This is a genomic window from Candidatus Krumholzibacteriia bacterium, from assembly GCA_030748535.1.
In the GTDB taxonomy this organism is placed as follows: Bacteria; Krumholzibacteriota; Krumholzibacteriia; order JACNKJ01; family JACNKJ01; genus JASMLU01.
The window spans coordinates 478,239-493,490 of sequence record JASMLU010000001.1; the positions used below are offsets into that span (position 1 = coordinate 478,239).

15 protein-coding genes are annotated in these 15,252 nt (G+C 58.7%); all 15 read right to left on the reverse strand.

Going from position 1 to position 15,252, the window contains the following annotated elements:
• Window positions 1–24 precede the first annotated feature (24 nt).
• The 15 genes from QGH30_02270 to QGH30_02340 all read right to left on the reverse strand — a co-directional run bounded on the left by QGH30_02270 (window position 25) and on the right by QGH30_02340 (window position 15,243).
• Window positions 25–675: a hypothetical protein gene (locus QGH30_02270; protein MDP7021156.1), complete on the reverse strand. Its 651-nt coding sequence runs from the start codon at window positions 673–675 to the stop codon at window positions 25–27.
• A gap of 7 nt (window positions 676–682) precedes the next feature.
• Window positions 683–1,498 carry a shikimate dehydrogenase gene (locus QGH30_02275; protein ID MDP7021157.1) on the reverse strand — a complete coding sequence of 272 codons (816 nt, stop codon included), beginning with the start codon at window positions 1,496–1,498 and terminating at the stop codon, window positions 683–685.
• On the reverse strand, window positions 1,495–2,310 hold the full coding sequence (gene lgt, locus QGH30_02280) for a prolipoprotein diacylglyceryl transferase (GenBank protein ID MDP7021158.1): 816 nt from the start codon (window positions 2,308–2,310) through the stop codon (window positions 1,495–1,497). The genes QGH30_02275 and lgt overlap by 4 nt, the downstream gene beginning before the upstream one ends.
• Window positions 2,311–2,357: 47 nt before the next feature.
• A complete protein-coding gene (gene rodA, locus QGH30_02285) occupies window positions 2,358–3,635 on the reverse strand; it encodes a rod shape-determining protein RodA (protein MDP7021159.1) in 1,278 nt (425 codons plus the stop codon).
• Window positions 3,635–5,386: a penicillin-binding protein 2 gene (mrdA, locus tag QGH30_02290; GenBank protein MDP7021160.1), complete on the reverse strand. Its 1,752-nt coding sequence runs from the start codon at window positions 5,384–5,386 to the stop codon at window positions 3,635–3,637. The genes rodA and mrdA overlap by 1 nt, the downstream gene beginning before the upstream one ends.
• Window positions 5,376–5,879 (reverse strand): rod shape-determining protein MreD, encoded by a 504-nt coding sequence (mreD, locus tag QGH30_02295; protein ID MDP7021161.1) that lies wholly within the window; start codon window positions 5,877–5,879, stop codon window positions 5,376–5,378. Before mreD ends, mrdA begins: the two co-directional genes overlap by 11 nt.
• Window positions 5,876–6,709: a rod shape-determining protein MreC gene (mreC, locus tag QGH30_02300; protein MDP7021162.1), complete on the reverse strand. Its 834-nt coding sequence runs from the start codon at window positions 6,707–6,709 to the stop codon at window positions 5,876–5,878. The genes mreD and mreC overlap by 4 nt, the downstream gene beginning before the upstream one ends.
• A 1-nt stretch (window position 6,710) precedes the next feature.
• Window positions 6,711–7,742 (reverse strand): rod shape-determining protein, encoded by a 1,032-nt coding sequence (locus tag QGH30_02305; GenBank protein ID MDP7021163.1) that lies wholly within the window; start codon window positions 7,740–7,742, stop codon window positions 6,711–6,713.
• A gap of 21 nt (window positions 7,743–7,763) precedes the next feature.
• Window positions 7,764–8,492, reverse strand: a complete 729-nt coding sequence (radC, locus tag QGH30_02310) for a DNA repair protein RadC (protein MDP7021164.1) — start codon at window positions 8,490–8,492, stop codon at window positions 7,764–7,766.
• A gap of 138 nt (window positions 8,493–8,630) precedes the next feature.
• Window positions 8,631–9,599: a hypothetical protein gene (locus QGH30_02315; protein ID MDP7021165.1), complete on the reverse strand. Its 969-nt coding sequence runs from the start codon at window positions 9,597–9,599 to the stop codon at window positions 8,631–8,633.
• Between the two features lie 306 nt (window positions 9,600–9,905).
• Window positions 9,906–10,736, reverse strand: coding sequence for a C40 family peptidase (locus QGH30_02320; GenBank protein MDP7021166.1), 831 nt, complete (start codon window positions 10,734–10,736; stop codon window positions 9,906–9,908).
• Window positions 10,737–10,741: 5 nt separating this feature from the next.
• A complete protein-coding gene (locus QGH30_02325; protein MDP7021167.1) occupies window positions 10,742–11,566 on the reverse strand; it encodes an ABC transporter permease in 825 nt (274 codons plus the stop codon).
• Complete coding sequence (locus QGH30_02330) at window positions 11,563–12,492, reverse strand: ABC transporter permease (protein MDP7021168.1); 930 nt, start codon at window positions 12,490–12,492, stop codon at window positions 11,563–11,565. Before QGH30_02330 ends, QGH30_02325 begins: the two co-directional genes overlap by 4 nt.
• Complete coding sequence (locus tag QGH30_02335) at window positions 12,470–14,017, reverse strand: ABC transporter substrate-binding protein (protein MDP7021169.1); 1,548 nt, start codon at window positions 14,015–14,017, stop codon at window positions 12,470–12,472. Before QGH30_02335 ends, QGH30_02330 begins: the two co-directional genes overlap by 23 nt.
• Window positions 14,014–15,243 (reverse strand): GWxTD domain-containing protein, encoded by a 1,230-nt coding sequence (locus tag QGH30_02340; GenBank protein ID MDP7021170.1) that lies wholly within the window; start codon window positions 15,241–15,243, stop codon window positions 14,014–14,016. The genes QGH30_02335 and QGH30_02340 overlap by 4 nt, the downstream gene beginning before the upstream one ends.
• Window positions 15,244–15,252 lie beyond the last annotated feature (9 nt).

A 15,252-nucleotide genomic window follows, 5' to 3' on the forward strand; every position in this document is an offset into this window, starting at 1 on the left:
GGTAGGCAGGCATTCTGGAGCCTGTCAAGAGGAGACGCGACCGGCGAGAACTGCCTTGACCGGGCCTTCATAATCCAGAGCATCCCGGCAGGCCAAAAGAGTCGCCCCCGTCGTGCAGAGATCGTCAACCAGCACCAGACAGGCATCTCCGCGATACTCCTTGCGACGACGGAACTCGCGCCCTGCCGCAGACAGTCTCTCCTCCCTTCGCCGGGAAGCCTGTTGCCCGCTCATCAGTCCCCGATGAAGCAAGCACCGGGGTTTCTCCAGTCCCAGTTCCCGGGCAATGCCTCTGGCCAGCAGTTCACTCTGGTTGAAACCCCGCTTCACCCTTCGAAAAAGCGGAAGGGGAACCGGCACCAGAAGCCAGGGACGAGGCCAGCCGGAATGACGAAGTCGCTCGGCCATGGCCGAAACCAGCAAAGGAAGAACTGCATCGCGGCCCGTGTATTTCCAGGCCTTGATCAGCCCTGTCAGGGTTCTTTCAGCCTCAAAGGCGGCAAGCAGCGGGAGCCCGGACAAGCGTTCCTCCCCCAGCAGTGGGCGAAGTTGCACATTGCATCGCTCGCAGAGCAGGGGAAAACGCGCGCCCTCCAGACGAGGAAAGACCAGTTCCTGCCCACAGGCGTGACATTGGCTCGGGAACAGGGTTCCCGCCCAGTATTTCAGATTCAATGGTAACTCACTCTCCGGGAGAGAGAAGCCCGAGGGATTGGGCCATGTCAGATAAAGGCGCCCTGAGTCCTGTCCAGAAACGGAAGGCTTCATGACCCTGATAAAGAAGCATCGAGCGTCCATCCACGACCTTGCAGCCCATTTCCCTGCAAGCCAGCTGCCAGGGAGTTTCATGACTGAGCAGGTCCATACAGAAGACCGGTCGAGGGGGAAGAGGCGGGAGAGGGTCGTCATTGTGTAGACCCAGGGAAGTCGCCTGGATCACGAGATCACAATCTCCGGGCACATTGTCGGCAAGGCCGACGGAACAGGAGGAGTCCGCAGGCATCAGGGACTCGATCAGTGCCTCCGCCCGCTTCGGGGTCCGGTTCAGAATCCGGACACTCTCGGCACCCTCTTCCACAAGAACCCTGAATGCCGCTCGAGCGGCACCTCCCGCACCAATCAGCAGAGCCTGCTTTCCCCGGAGACTGCCATAGTTCTCGGCAAGGGCGGAACGGAAGCCGTGAAAATCTCCATTGTGCCCTTCCCAGGACGAGCCCGAAGGTCTCAGGGTGTTTACGGCTCCCAGCAGCCCTGCCTCATCGCTCAGTTTGTCGAGAAGTCTGAAGCCCTCTTCTTTCAGGGGAACCGTCAGGTTCAGGCCCCGATAGCCTTCTCCCAGAAGCCTGTCGAGGGTTTCTTTCAGGGAAGCGGCGGAACAGTGAATCTTCCGGTACTCGCCCTGCAAGCCCGACGACTTCAGGGCCGCTTCCTGCATCGCCGGAGAGCGGGAATGCTCCACCGGATCTCCCAGCAGTCCCAGAAGCCAGAAGGATGTCATTTCCCGCTACTCCGCCCCTTCAGGATGCGGTAAAAGAGAAGGATGGACCAGAGAACCAGTCCCAGACTGATCCACTGGCTGAGAGTGAACCCCAGAGCGCCCTGGCCGCTGGCATCGTAGAAGCGAAAGAGATCCACGATACTGCGATGGATTCCATAAAGCAGCAGAAAGCTGGCAAAGACCAGCCCCCTCACTCGCAGGGGAAGCCAGAGCAGGGCCAGAAAGATGAGAAGGCCGCCGAAGGAGGCATAGAGCTGGCTTGGATGCACGGCCGGAGAAAGGGGAATCCCCTCCAGGCTCCCACTTGGGCCTGACAGAAACTCACGAGCCGAGTGGCTGGCTGCACTGTGTTCCGGAAAGTGAACTCCGATGGAGCAGTCGGTCGGCAGACCATAGCAGCAGCCGTTCAGGAAACAGCCCACCCGGGTAATGAAAATCCCCAGGGCGAGACCCGGGGCCAGAATGTCAGCCAGAGAGAGAAAATCCTGACCCTTCTTTTTCAGGAACCAGGCAGAGGCGGCAATCGCCAGCAGGATTCCCCCGTAGAGCGTCATCCCCCCTTCCCAGAGATAGAAGACACTCAAGGGCCGGTCTGCAAAAGAATCCAGATGCGAGAGCACAAAGAAACCCCGCGCACCGAGAACGGAAGAAATGAGAATCACCTGGAATAGATCCAGAAAGATCTCTTTCTCGTAGCCAGCCTTCACCCCTCTCTTTTGAACCAGAAAGAGGCCCAGAAGGAAGCTCAAGGCCAGAAGAAAACCGAAAGAGTGGATCTTCAGGGGACCCAGCGTGATGAGGTCGGGATGCATGCTACTCCTTTTGCGCGAATCCTAGTGCCGGGATTCGCTTTCATCAATCAGTATCTCCGCCAGTTTCTCGCAATGTTCACCTGCACACCAACAAGAAGGCAGGTCGAGATCAGGACGCTCCCCCCGAAACTCACTCCCGGAAGCGGCAGGCCGGTCACGGGAGCCAGTCCCATGGTCATCGCCACATTGACAAAGACATGGAAGAGAAGATAGGCGCTTACGCCCACCGAAAGCAATTGACCGAAGGGATGTCGCACACGGGCGGCAATCCGGATTCCCTCGACAATCAGGAGGGTATAGGCGGCAAGCAGCACCATGGCTCCCAGAAAGCCGAACTCCTCTCCGAGAACCGAAAAAATAAAGTCCGTGTGGCGAGCGGGTAGGAAGGCCAGACCCTTTTGCGTGCCCTCCAGAAAACCGCGCCCGGTCAATCCTCCCGAACCCAGAGCAACCTTGGACTGAAAGATCTGGTAGCCCGCACCCAGGCGATCCAGATCCGGATCAAAGAACACATGGATTCTCTTCTGCTGGTAGGGGAGCAAGAGGCCCCAGAGAAAAGGAACCATCAGGCCGCTGGCAATGCTCGTGAGGAAGGAAGTCACTCTCGCCGGGATTCCCATTTCCGGATAGAGGAAGATCTGGGCAAGAAGGATTGTCAGGAAGGCCATCCAGATCCAGTGGGGAAGTCCGAATCCCTCCACGCCGAGGATTTGACCATAGAGGACAAGTAGTGCGCTAATCAGGGGTGCAAGAAGCAGGAGCATTCTTCGAAGGGCAAAGCCTTTCCAGATCAGCATGGGAATCAGAAGCCAGAAGAAGGTGATCGCCGTGCCCAGATCCGGTTGCTGGAGGACGAGAACAGCCGGGGGAAGCACCAGAGCCAGTGAGCCGAGGACCAGACGACTGGGGCTGCTGATCCTTTGCGCCGCCATGTAGGACGACAGCATAAAGATCATCACAATCTTGAAGAACTCGGATGGCTGGAAGCCCACTGGCCCGATCAGGATCCAGCGATGGGTTCCTCCCCTCGCAGGAGGAAAAACGAGAATCAGGATCAGAACCAGAAGGCCCAGACCATAGAGAATCCAGGAAAGGTAGTCCTTGAAAATCCAGAAAGGCAGAAAAGAGGTAAAAAGAAGTCCGCAAAGGCCGACCCCCACCCAGAGAATCTGCCGATGGAAGAAGCCGCGGTGGATGGTGTATTCCGAGCGGTCCTCATCGAAGCCCCAGGAGCCAACAGGAGAGGTCACCGAGTAGAGCATGAGGATTCCCGTAAGCAGGATCAAGGCAAGGGGCAGTATGAGGCGAAGCGAAGAGTGGAGCATCAGAACTCTCCTCTCTCACGAAGCCAGTACTCCACGAGTCTCGAAAAGATCGGCGCGATGTCCGTCCCGTGCTCTCCGTGTTCGACAATCAGGGCGATTGCGATCCTGGGATTCTTTGCAGGGGCATAACCGCAGAACCAGGCGTGTTCGAGCCCGTGGGGATTCTGCACAGTTCCTGTTTTTCCAGCACTCGGGATTCCGGGAACCGCAGACTCCCGCGCCGTTCCCAGCGGACCTTCCATCACCCGGAAAAGACCTTTTCGAATCCGGCGAAGATGCGGTTCTTCAATGCCCAGCTTTTTCGCCCTGCGACTTGAAGGAAGAGACTCCCCGAGAAGAAGTTTCGGGCTCGGCAGAATGTCCCCCCGTGCCAGGCCCGCATAGACGATGGCCATCTGCAAGGGTGTGCAGAGGTATTCACCCTGCCCGATTGAGAGATTCCAGGCATAGCCGCGGGTCCATCGCCCCTTGCCGAATCTCCGGTTGTAGTAGTCCGAATCAGGAACAAGGCCGGCCTGTTCGGAACCGAGATCCAGGCCCGTTCTGCTTCCCATTCCAAATCTCCGGGCCATGTCCGCAATGGGATCCACTCCGATCGCATCCCCGATCTGGTAGTAGTAAACATCGCAGCTTCTCTCCAGAGAACTCTCCATGCTCACCTTGCCGTGGCCCGAAGATAGCCAGCAGCGAAAGTAGCGGGTTCCCAGATCCAGCCCACCCCCGCAGGGTTCAAAGGAACTGCGGTGCAGGAGCTTCTCCTCCAGAGCGGCCAGGGCAACCAGCGGCTTGAAAGTACTTCCCGGTGCATAGCCAGCCTGAAGAACCCGATTGAACATCGGGCGAGACGGATCTTCCCGGAGTTTATTCCATTCCGTGGCCGTCATCCCTCCGGAAAGAAAATTGGGGTCGAAAGCCGGGCGACTGGCTGCCGCAAGCAGATCTCCGCTTTCAATATCCATCACCACGCCGGCACCCAGACCCCATTCGGCAAGGGCACTGTCGAGAACTGCACAGAGACCGATATCCAGACTCAGACGAAGGGTTTCCCCTTCCACCGGCTCCAGCCTCTCCACGGTCTGAAGAAGCGACCCTCTGGCATTGACCAGAAAGAGTTCCTTGCCATCCTGGCCTCGCAATCGGTCCTGATAACGGCGCTCGACTCCTGAGCGACCCATCAAATCCGCGGGGAAATAGGCCCGGCTGCTGCCTCTCCAGGTTTCCAGTTCCTCCCGGCTTACTTCGCCGACATAGCCGAGAATATGCGCAGCAAGTTCCCCCCGGGGATAGGTTCTTCTAGCCCAATCCCGCAGTCTTAGGCTGGGAAGATCCGGGAGCCTTTCTTCCACCCGGAGGATCCTCTCCTGATCCAGATCCCTTTCGAGAACGATTCGGGAAAGTTTCTCCTCAAGGGCTTCCTGATAGAGCGCTTCCAGACGCTTTTCAGGCCAATCCAGAATCCGGCAGATTATCGGGGCCAGGGTGGAGTCGGATTCCAGCGCTCTTCGGGAGAGGCTCAACTCGCAGGCCGTCACATTCAGGGCAAGAGCCTGACCCTGTCGATCCAGCACCAGCCCGCGGGCGGAAGGAATCCTTTTCTCGAGAAACTGATTGTCCCGCGACTGCCCTAGAAAGGCCGAGCCCTGAAAAAGCTGCAGCCAGGCAAGACGCAGAATCAGAAGGCCCATCATGAGGATCACCAGGAGAAGGAGACGGTGAGCCGGGCTGGAAGCCCGGGGACTTCTAATCCTCATTCGCTTCACGGAAGACACCCAGTCCTTCCCTGAACAGGAAGATCAGTCCCAGAAGGAGGAAGTAGAAAACCAGCCCGAGGAAGGCATGAAGCAGGCCCTCCCGAAGCCAGAGGAGAAGGGCGTGAAGGATTTCGGGCCAGTCATAGACCAGATAGAAAATCAACCTTGCCAAAAGAAAGGAGAGAAGAAAGAGAACCATCCGCATGAGGACACTCTTGCGATCCACACGATGGCGCAGATCCGACAAGAGCCAGGCGCTCGGGACAAAGGCGGCAGAACTGGCCCCCAGGGTTTCGAAGTCGGAAACATCGCGGATCAGCCCGAGGGCAAAAGCCCAGAGCAGGGTAGGGACTCGTCCAGCGCGCATCGCAATCCAGAAAAGAAGAAGGAAGGCAAAATCCACGCGATAGCCGGCCGGCGCAAAGCTCTCCAGAAGCGGCTGAAAGAGGAAAAAGAGAAGCAGGATCCCGAGTTGAGGGCGGCTTTCCGTCATCTCCCGCTCCCTTCCATCGCGGGAAAACCGTCGGCGCCTTTCGAGGCCCGGGTGACCACAAAGAGATCCTCAATTCTCAAAAGCGGGGCTGCTGCTTCAATCAGAATCTCCTGTCTCAGCGAAGCAGGATGTTTCCTTACTTCGGAGACACGGCCCAGGAGAAAGCCGGGCGGGATTTTCCCCTCAAGCCCCAGCGTCACAAAGCGGTCTCCCACTCTGACATCCTCCGAAGGTGCCACGCGGTCGATAAAAAATCCCAGCCTCGGGTTCCATTTGAAGGCACCCAAAACCCGGCTCCGAAGATCCCGGGCACCCAAAGAGAAGTGCTTGCTGTTGATCATCAGAACTTCGCTGCTCTCATCGCCCAGGCTTTCAATCCTTCCGACCAGGCCCTGATAACTGACCACCGGCATACCGGTTTCCACACCATCTGCACTTCCCTTGTCGATCCGGATCAGGTGACGCTCATGGCTGCGGAGAGGGTAGCTCAGAAGTTCCGCCGGCAGGAACTGATACTCATCCTGCACATGGAATCCCAGAAGTGTTCGAAGGCGACCGTTTTCCCGAAGTATTTCCTCGGCCCGTTCTCCTGCAAAGCGAAGACTCATGACCTCTTCCCGCAGCTTCTCGTTTTCACTAGCGGTTCGGGTCAGGTAGTGGGCAAGGCGGGTGACTCCATCGGAGGGCCAGGCCAAAACTCGATACACAAGCCTCGCTGGCTGAAAGCGCACTTCCTCGGGAGCTTCCACAAGGGCAAAGGAAAAAGCGAGAAGCAGGATCAGAAGCGCCGGGTCACGGTATTTCAGAAAGGGAGAGGGCCGGTATGCCATCTCAGTGTTCCGCTCCCTGCATGATGACCTGATCGTATTCTTCCAGATTGTCGAGTATCTTGCCCGCACCGAGCACAACGCAGGTCAGGGGATCGTCCACCAGGTTGACGGGCAGGTTGGTCTCATCCTTGAAGCGTTCTTCAATGCCCTTCAGGAGGCTTCCGCCGCCGGTGAGTACAATGCCGCGATCCACGATGTCTGCCGCCAGTTCCGGGGGAGTTTGCTCCAGAGCCGCCTTCAGAGCGCCGACAATTGAAGCTAGCGGTTCCTCCAGGGAATCCCGGATCTCGTCGGAGGTAATGCGGAGAGTGCGGGGAAGTCCGTCACCCTGGTGCAGACCCTTGACCTCCATGGCCAGCGTCTTGACCGAAGGATGGGCATTGCCGACCTGGGTCTTGATCTGCTCGGCGGTCTGTTGACCGATCATCAGATTGTACTTACGGCGGATGAAGTTGACGATGGCCTCGTCCATCTCGTCGCCCGCCACACGGATCGAGGAATCGGTGACAATGCCATTGAGGGCAATCACAGCGATCTCACTGGTTCCCCCGCCGATATCCACCACCATGTTGCCCGCAGGTTTGTCTACGGGAAGCCCGACACCGATGGCCGCAGCAATGGGTTCGCTGACCAGATAGACCTCCCGTGCCCCTGCGTGCTCGGCAGAGTCCCGCACTGCTCGCTTCTCCACTTCGGTGATGCCCGAGGGAACGCAGATGATAATGCGGGGGCGGATGAAGGTCTGGCGTTTCTTCGCCTTTTCGATGAACTGACGGAGCATGATTTCCACCACATCGAAGTCGGCAATCACGCCATCCTTCATGGGGCGAATCGCCTCGATATCAGGATGCGTACGCCCGAGCATGAGTTTGGCCTCGCGGCCCACTGCATGCACCTTGCGGCTGTGCGTGTTCACGGCCACCACACTTGGCTCGTTGAGGACAATGCCTTCTCCGCGGACAAAGATCAGCGTATTGGCGGTCCCCAGATCGATGGCGACATCATTGGAAAACAGTCGGGATATCTTTCCGATCACTTCAGTCCTCGTCTCGGTTCAGGGAAGGTATCCTCTTTCCCTCAGACTGCAATGTGTACCCTGGCCCAGAATCACATGATCCAGCAGGCCGATTCCCATCAGTTCACAGGCCTCCCGGAAACGCAGGGTGAGGCGGATATCGTCCTCACTCGGCTCCGGATCCCCGGATGGGTGATTGTGCATCAGCAACAGGGACTCACAGGCTGCGAGAATCGCAGGCCGGAGAAGTTCCCTTGGATGAACCACCGCTGCATTCAGGCTTCCCTTGGCCACTAGCACCGAACGAATCACCCGGTGGCGGGAATCAAGAAGCAGGGCGCGGAACTCTTCCTGCCGGCACAGTTCCATCAGGGGACCATAATGCCGCGCCACATCATCGGGTTCCCGCACCTGGGGAAGATCACCCTCCCGCAGCTTGCGACTGCGTCGTCCCAGCTCAAAGCTGAGGTACAGAAGGCGAGCCTCCCATTCTTCCAGTCCTCCCAGGCTTCCCATCTCCTCGGGAAGTGCCCTGGATAGCTCCTGAAGACTCCCGAAAGCCCCCAGAAGAGCCCGGGAACACTGTTCCGGGCGGAGAGACCCCGAACTGAGAAAAAAGGCTCCCAGAAGCTCTCCCGTCTCCATTTCCTCGGGATCCTTCCCGGGAACTGCTTCCGGAAGTGTCGGATCCATCCTTCCCTGTCCACGGGAAAGACAAGCCTTCGAAGCATCCCGAAGTCGGGAAGACTGCCCTTTTCTTCCTAACATATCGCATGGCCTTTCGCCAGTCCTTTTGGATCAGGGAAGTGGAAAGGGGGAATTGAAGAGGAAGAGGATCCGGAATCGCAGAGATTATGCCAAAAAAAAACCCCGCCCGAAGGCGGGGTTCCTCAAGCCGAAAATCGACTAGAAGTAGTACTTCATCTGAACAGCGTAGACACCGAGTTCGCCGGGGCCACCAAGCATCCAGTTGAAGGCATCAAAGAGAGCGCCTTCGCGATAGGCGACATCAAGATCGAAGTCACCCACGTGCAGACCCAGACCGAAGACAAAGCCGAAGGGATAGGAAGCATTATCGTCCTGATCCTTGTCCCAGCTCTTGGTACCGGCGCAACGCACGGTCAGCCAGTCATACAGGTCATGCTCGATACCAGCGTAGAAGCCGGGCATCGTGGTGGTGGATGTATCGAGGCTGTCGACACCAGTAGACGTGCTCCCGCTCCCGTAATTGAAACCCAGAACGAGGCTGTTGTCCTCGTTGATGGCATAGTCGAAACCAAGACCGAAGAACATCGCGGTCGTGGTGGTCGCGTCATCTGCACCATCATCCGTGGTTCCATAGACGAAGACCGGAACGGCCGTCACCCCATCACGCCAGGCGTAGAAGGCACGGAAGGCAAAGCCCATGCTAGAGGCATCGACATCCTTGCCATAGTCAAAGGCCAGGTCGACATTGGTGTCGCCCATGTCATAGTCAATACCGAAACCGAAGTCGAACTTGGAGTCGTCTCCGGCATCGTACATGTCATAGACAAAACCGATGGTCGCCATTTCCAGACCATATCCGTAACCGATGGTCAGCTTGTCCGCAGCACCGTTACCGATGCCCAGATAGAAGCTACCCCAGCCTTCCTCGGACTTGGTCATGGCCAGACTCGTGGCATCGGGATCACCATCTCCGTCCAGAGCATCAAAGTTCACCCACGCCATATCACTGTAGTTGGCGATCTCGCCATACCACGAATCAACATCCCCGGCGTCCTTCCAGTAAGGAGCTCCACCGAGAGTTGCAGAGCGCACATCCGTCGCTGAGGCACTAAAGACCATCAGCAGCAGAGCACCCGTTACGATCATCAAACGACTGAATCGAGACACAATTGACCTCCTGATCAGGAAAAACACGTCTCTCTAAAGGTCGGGGGACCGGTTCCCAGGTTTTCCAGGTCTCTCACCCCCAGGCCTCGGATCTCTTTTCCCCCCGCACGGATTTCCCAAAACGAGTCGGCCGGGCTCGCCCCGGTAATCGTGGGGCTTCCTTGAGATCCTCGAACCGCGTGCAAAGTAGGGGAGGCTTCCCAAGCTGTCAATCGAAAAAGAGTCCCTTATGTCACAATCTGTTAGTAATTAAACATCTCCCCGAGAGACCTGTTCTTCTCTTCGGGAGACAGGGACTCGTGGAGCTCAGGATAGAAGTCTCCGGACTGCGGAAAGCCTTGACCTGCCTGACCCAGAGAGTTCTCCCCTCTCGGTGAGCTCTTCACAACGGACCTCTCCGCTGGCATGGAGAATCCGCCCTTCTCCGAGGTAGAGGGCGACATGGTCAATCGCTTTTTCCCCGAAAAAGAGTAAATCCCCCGCCTCCCAACTCCCGGGATCCTCCCGGTTCAGCGCTTCTCCCCCTTCCACCTGCAGCCGGGAATCCCGGGGCAGGCAAATCCCGAGACTCGCAAAGAGCAACTGCTGCAAGCCACTGCAATCCATTCCCGAGGAAGATCGTCCACCCCACTCGTAGGGAATCCCGAGAAGTCGAAATCCCCTTCGGACAAGCGCCTTTACCCCACCTTCTCCCGGACTTCCCAAAGGGGCCAGATGCCGACGGGGAGTCCAGACCTTCTGTCCCCCGGGAAGTCTCCAGGGGTGGAGACCTGTCCGGGGCATCAATTCCGGGAGAAATCCCTGATGAAGTGAGTCCGCTTCCGGAAGCCGGGTTCCAAAGGAGAGGTCCTGCAGGATTCCCGAATCCTCCCGTTCTTCTGCATAGGCATGGCTCCAGCGGCTCGTGACCTGCCAGAGCCCCGCTTCCAGGGGAGCCCCCTCCTGAAGATGCCAGGAACGAAGCCATCCCTCGTAGGCATCCGGACCCTGAACCTTCAGCCATCGACCTTCATCGACTGCATCCAGAATCAGCACCGATTCCCCCAGGAGTAACTGGCTGATCTGTTCTGCTTCGTGCCTCGCTTCGCGACGAATCGAAGCACTCGTGTGGCGAACAATCCCGGTTCTCTCGCTCATTGTATTCACTCCCGATGGGGCAGGCCCCGGGGGTCAAGAAGATCCCGAAGAGCGTCGCCCAGAAGATTGAAACCCAGAACGGCCAGCGCCATCGCCATTCCCGGCAAGAAGGTCAGCCAGGGGGCCGTGCGAATGTATTCATACCCGTCCCGGACCAGAGTCCCCCAACTGACCTGCGGAGCCTGGGCACCAAGGCCCAGAAAACTCAGGCTTCCTTCTGCAATGATGGCTGTGGCCATGCCCATGCTGAAGAGAACCATCAGGGGAGCCATGCAGGAGGGCAGAATGTGCAGAAACAGGATGCGCGCAGTGCCGGCTCCATTGGCCACGGCCGCTTCCACAAACTCCTCACTTCGAAGAACAAGAACCCGGCTGCGGATGACTCTGGCCACCTGCGCCCAACCCAGAAAGCCGAGGGCAAGAAAGAGAACCAGAAGGCTGGCACCGAAGGAAGAAACCACGGCCACCAGAAGCAGGAGTGCGGGAAAGGATAGAGTCATGTCGGCCAATCGCATCAGGATCTGGTCAACTATCCCCCCGTGATAGCCGGCAAAAAGTCCCGCAAGAGTGCCCAGAGACAGGGCAATGCCACGCGAGAAAACCCCCACCAGCAGGGAGATCCGGGCACCTTCGAGGATCCGGGCCAGTAGATCCCTCCCCAGGGCATCGGTTCCGAAAAGATGATTCGGCCCGGGACGCTCCAGTGCCTCTTCCGGAGATGTCGACAAGGGATCGAGCCCGGGAATCAGGCTGGCAAAGAGACCCAGAAGCAGGAAGACGGAGACCAGTATCGAGCCCAGAATGAACCCTCCGTGCCTCCTCCACTTCATGATGCAGACCTCGTTCTCGGATCGATCCAGAGATAGGACAGATCCACCAGGAGGTTCACCAGAAGAAAGGAAAGGGCCATCACAAGAATCGCTCCCTGAATCGCGGGAAGATCCCTTGTGGCCACCGCATCCAGAGTGTAGCGACCGATTCCGGGCCAGGCAAAGATCTTCTCGGTCAACACTGCACCCCCCAGAAAGCTGCCGAAGTCACTGCCCAGCACCGTCACCACCGGCAGGAGGGCGTTTCTCAGGGCGTGGATCCAGAGAACTCTCCGGGGGCCCGCTCCCTTGCTTCGGGCTGTGCGAATGTAATCCTGGCCCAGAACCTCCAGCATGGAGGAACGGGTCATCCGGGCTACCAGGGCAGAGGAGGAGAGAGCCAGGGTCAGGGCCGGCATGAGGAGATGGGCCAGGTCGCCATCGCCCATGCCCGAAGGAGGAAGCCAGTGGAGCTTCATGGAAAAGAGATAGATGAGAATCATGCCCAGCCAGAATACCGGCACCGAAACCCCGGCTGAGGCAAGAGCCATGGAACAGCGATCCAGCAGGGAACCCGGACGGGAGGCGGCGGCCATGCCCAGTCCCAGACCCAGAAGCGTGGAAATCAGGAGGGAGGAGAGTGCAAGGCGAAGCGTATTGGGGAAGGTCTCGGCAATGCTGTCGAATACCGGCTCCCGGCTCACCATGCTCCGGCCCAGATCGCCGCGACAAAGGCGCCCGAGAAAGGCCAGATATCGCAGGGGAAGCGGGTCATCGAGGTGGAGTTCCTGCCGCATCTCCTCAATCACCTGCTCGTCGTAGCGCTCGCCGGCCACGGATTGAACCGGGTCACCGGGAATCACATAGAGAAGCAGAAAACTCAAAAAGCTGAGGCCCAGAATGACGGGCAGAGCCGCAAAGAGCCTACGGACGATGTGGGTCGCCACTTTTCATCTCCCGGTAGTCCTGTCCATTGAAGATCACGGGGGCCTCGTAGCCCCGGATTCCGGGGCGAATCACCTGCAGGGTGACCGGGTGCCAGAGCCAGATCCAGGCTGCCTTTCGATAGAGACTTTCGTTGATCCGGTTCACCAGTTCTTCTCGTGCCGCCCCGGCAGGACGCAGGCGAAGTTCCTCCAGCATGAGGTCCATCCAGGGATCCTCCATCCCGCAACGATTGCCGCCTCCTCCGCGATTTGAAGAGTGAAAGAGAGGGTAGAGGAAGTTCTCCGCATCCGGATAGTCCGCCAGCCAGTCCATGACAAAAGCATCGGCGCTTCCCTGATTGATTGCCTCCTTGAAGGCCCCCCAGTCCCGCACCACGATCTTCACCCGCACCCCCACCTCGGCCAAATAGCTCTGCACGGCTTCCAGGAGGCGACTGGTCTCCGGGTTCTCCTTCTGCCAGATCTCCATTTCAAAGCCGTCGGGCAAACCAGCTTCCTGCAAGAGCTTGCGGGCTTCCTGTGGGTCATAGGAAAGCACTTCTTCGGGATCCCGCGAGCGGAGTGCCGGGGGAACCGGCCCCCGGGCCGGGATTGCCGCATCTCCGCGGAGGGTTTTCATGATCGCAGGCACGTCGATCGCCCGATTCAGAGCCTGCCTCACCCGCAGATCGTCCAGAGGCGGTTTCTGCAGGTTCAGGCCCAGATAGGTCACCGAAAGCTGCTGCTGGCGAAGGAGGGGACGATCTTCATTCTGCCAGTAAGCAAACTCCGCCTGGGGAATCGTAAGGAGGTCCAGGTTTCCCACCTCAAACTCGGCAACCGCTGTAAATGCTTGCGGGATAATGCGAAAGGAAAGACGGGAAAAACCGTCGGGAGGGCAGTCACCGCGGCGAGCAAGAAGGAACTCCTCCCCCCTCTTCCACTCCTCCAGTCGCCAGGCTCCCCCGGCCACGGGAATCCGCCCCCGCCTTGCGGGCTGCCCTTCCTCTCCTTCCGGGTAGAGCCTGGTGGCCGGCATGGCCAGAAGCCCGGGAAAGGGGCTAAAGGGCTCCCGGAGCCGGATTCTCAGAGTGCTGTCATCCGGAGCTTCCAGACCCGAAATCCGGGGACTGAGACCATTCTGAAAGGCCTCGGCGCCCTCAAGAAGGGACAGAACCCAGCGTCGCGGCGAAGGATGCTCCGGATCCAGAAGTCGGTGGAAACAGCGAAGAACCGTGCCGGAATGAAGCAGGCTTCCATCGTCGAAGAACCTTCCACTCTCCAGATGAAAGAGGTACTCGCATCCGGACTCATCCAGAGACCAGTCCCGCACGAGATCCGCAAGGGTTTCTCCCGAAGGACTGAAGCGAAAGAGACCCGGATAGATCAGGGAAACCAGAAGCCCTGACGACTGATCCACAGCCCGAATGGGGTCGAGAGACTGTGGTTCCTCGCCCAGATAGCTTCGAAAAGTGTCGGAGGGCGGAGTGGGGCCTGAGCAGGAGAGACTGGCAAAGAGGGCGAGCGCAATGCCGGCCTTCCTCACTTCTCCCACCTTTCGGCAAGGGGAAACTCCCCGTCAGAATGGTGGTCCACAAAGACAAAGACCGAGCCGGAAGCATAGGTCCAGGTGATCCGGGGCTTGAGGCTCAGTTCATCCAGCGTCTCGTCAAGCCGGTCCGGGGGTCCGAACTGCCAGTAGATCTTGCCTCGATCCGACCAGGCTCCCATGGAACGGGGGCAGCCGTAGTTCCGGTTCAGGACACTGAGTTCTTCCAGAAAACGGGACTCTGCGCCTTCTTCCCTTCCTTGCCAGAAGTTATCCCAGGCTGCTTCCCTGCCTCCGGGAGGCACTTCTTCCATGCGATCCAATTCTCCATACCCGGAGCGGAACTCCAGCAATTCCAACATTTCCGTCCAGTAGCTGCTCCAGGTTCCCGGACCCGGGCCCAGCTTGAGAAGGCCGTTGAGTTCCTGGCGCAGGGAAGCTGTTTCGGCAAGAACACGGAGGCGATACGGGCCCAGAGGGAGTTCCTCGAGCGGGATCTCCCATTCCAGCTGATGCTTGCCCGGCTTCAGATACACCTGACGTCTCTCATCCAGGAGGAGTCTCATCTCGCGATCCTCCAGGTGAAGGCTCAGGGACAGGGAGTCCGTCTCCACCCAGAGATCCAGTTCGACAGCTACACGCAGCGAGGAGGAATCGGGCAGGAGAGAAAGGTGGTCCTGCAGCGGAATGTCCCAGGGATCGAAGAAATCGGGAACCCTGCCACTCGTTTCCGGCCTTGCTTCCCAGCGCGGTCCCTGCATGAAGAAGGGAAGGGATGCTGGGGCGGGAATCTCCACGCGGAGCTTCCTCACCCAGGCTCGCCGGCCGCCGCGGCCGTGAACTCTCAGTTCGAGATCCCAGTCGCCGGGAGGAAGGGACAGTTGCGCCCTGCCACTCCAGCTCTCGCCCTCGCTTCGGCAGGACAGAAAATCCGGGCGGGTCAGTTCCTCCAGAAACAGAATCCCTTCCTGCCTCTGGCCCTCTTTGGCCCGGGCAAGATAGCTCCCGCGAATCTCCGCACGATAAATCTCCCCCTCACGATGAAAGAGAAGAGAGCGAATGGGAAGAGAGAGCTGAATGTCGAGTTGAGGGGTTTCGCCCTGGTCGAGGGTGAGATGGCGGTCCACCCGGCTTCCCCGGGGAAAGGGATCCTCGCGACGGGCACCCTGTGAAGACAGGGCGAGAAAACAGAGAGCCAGGGCAAGAATTGAGCGCGCAGTCATCCTTCTCTT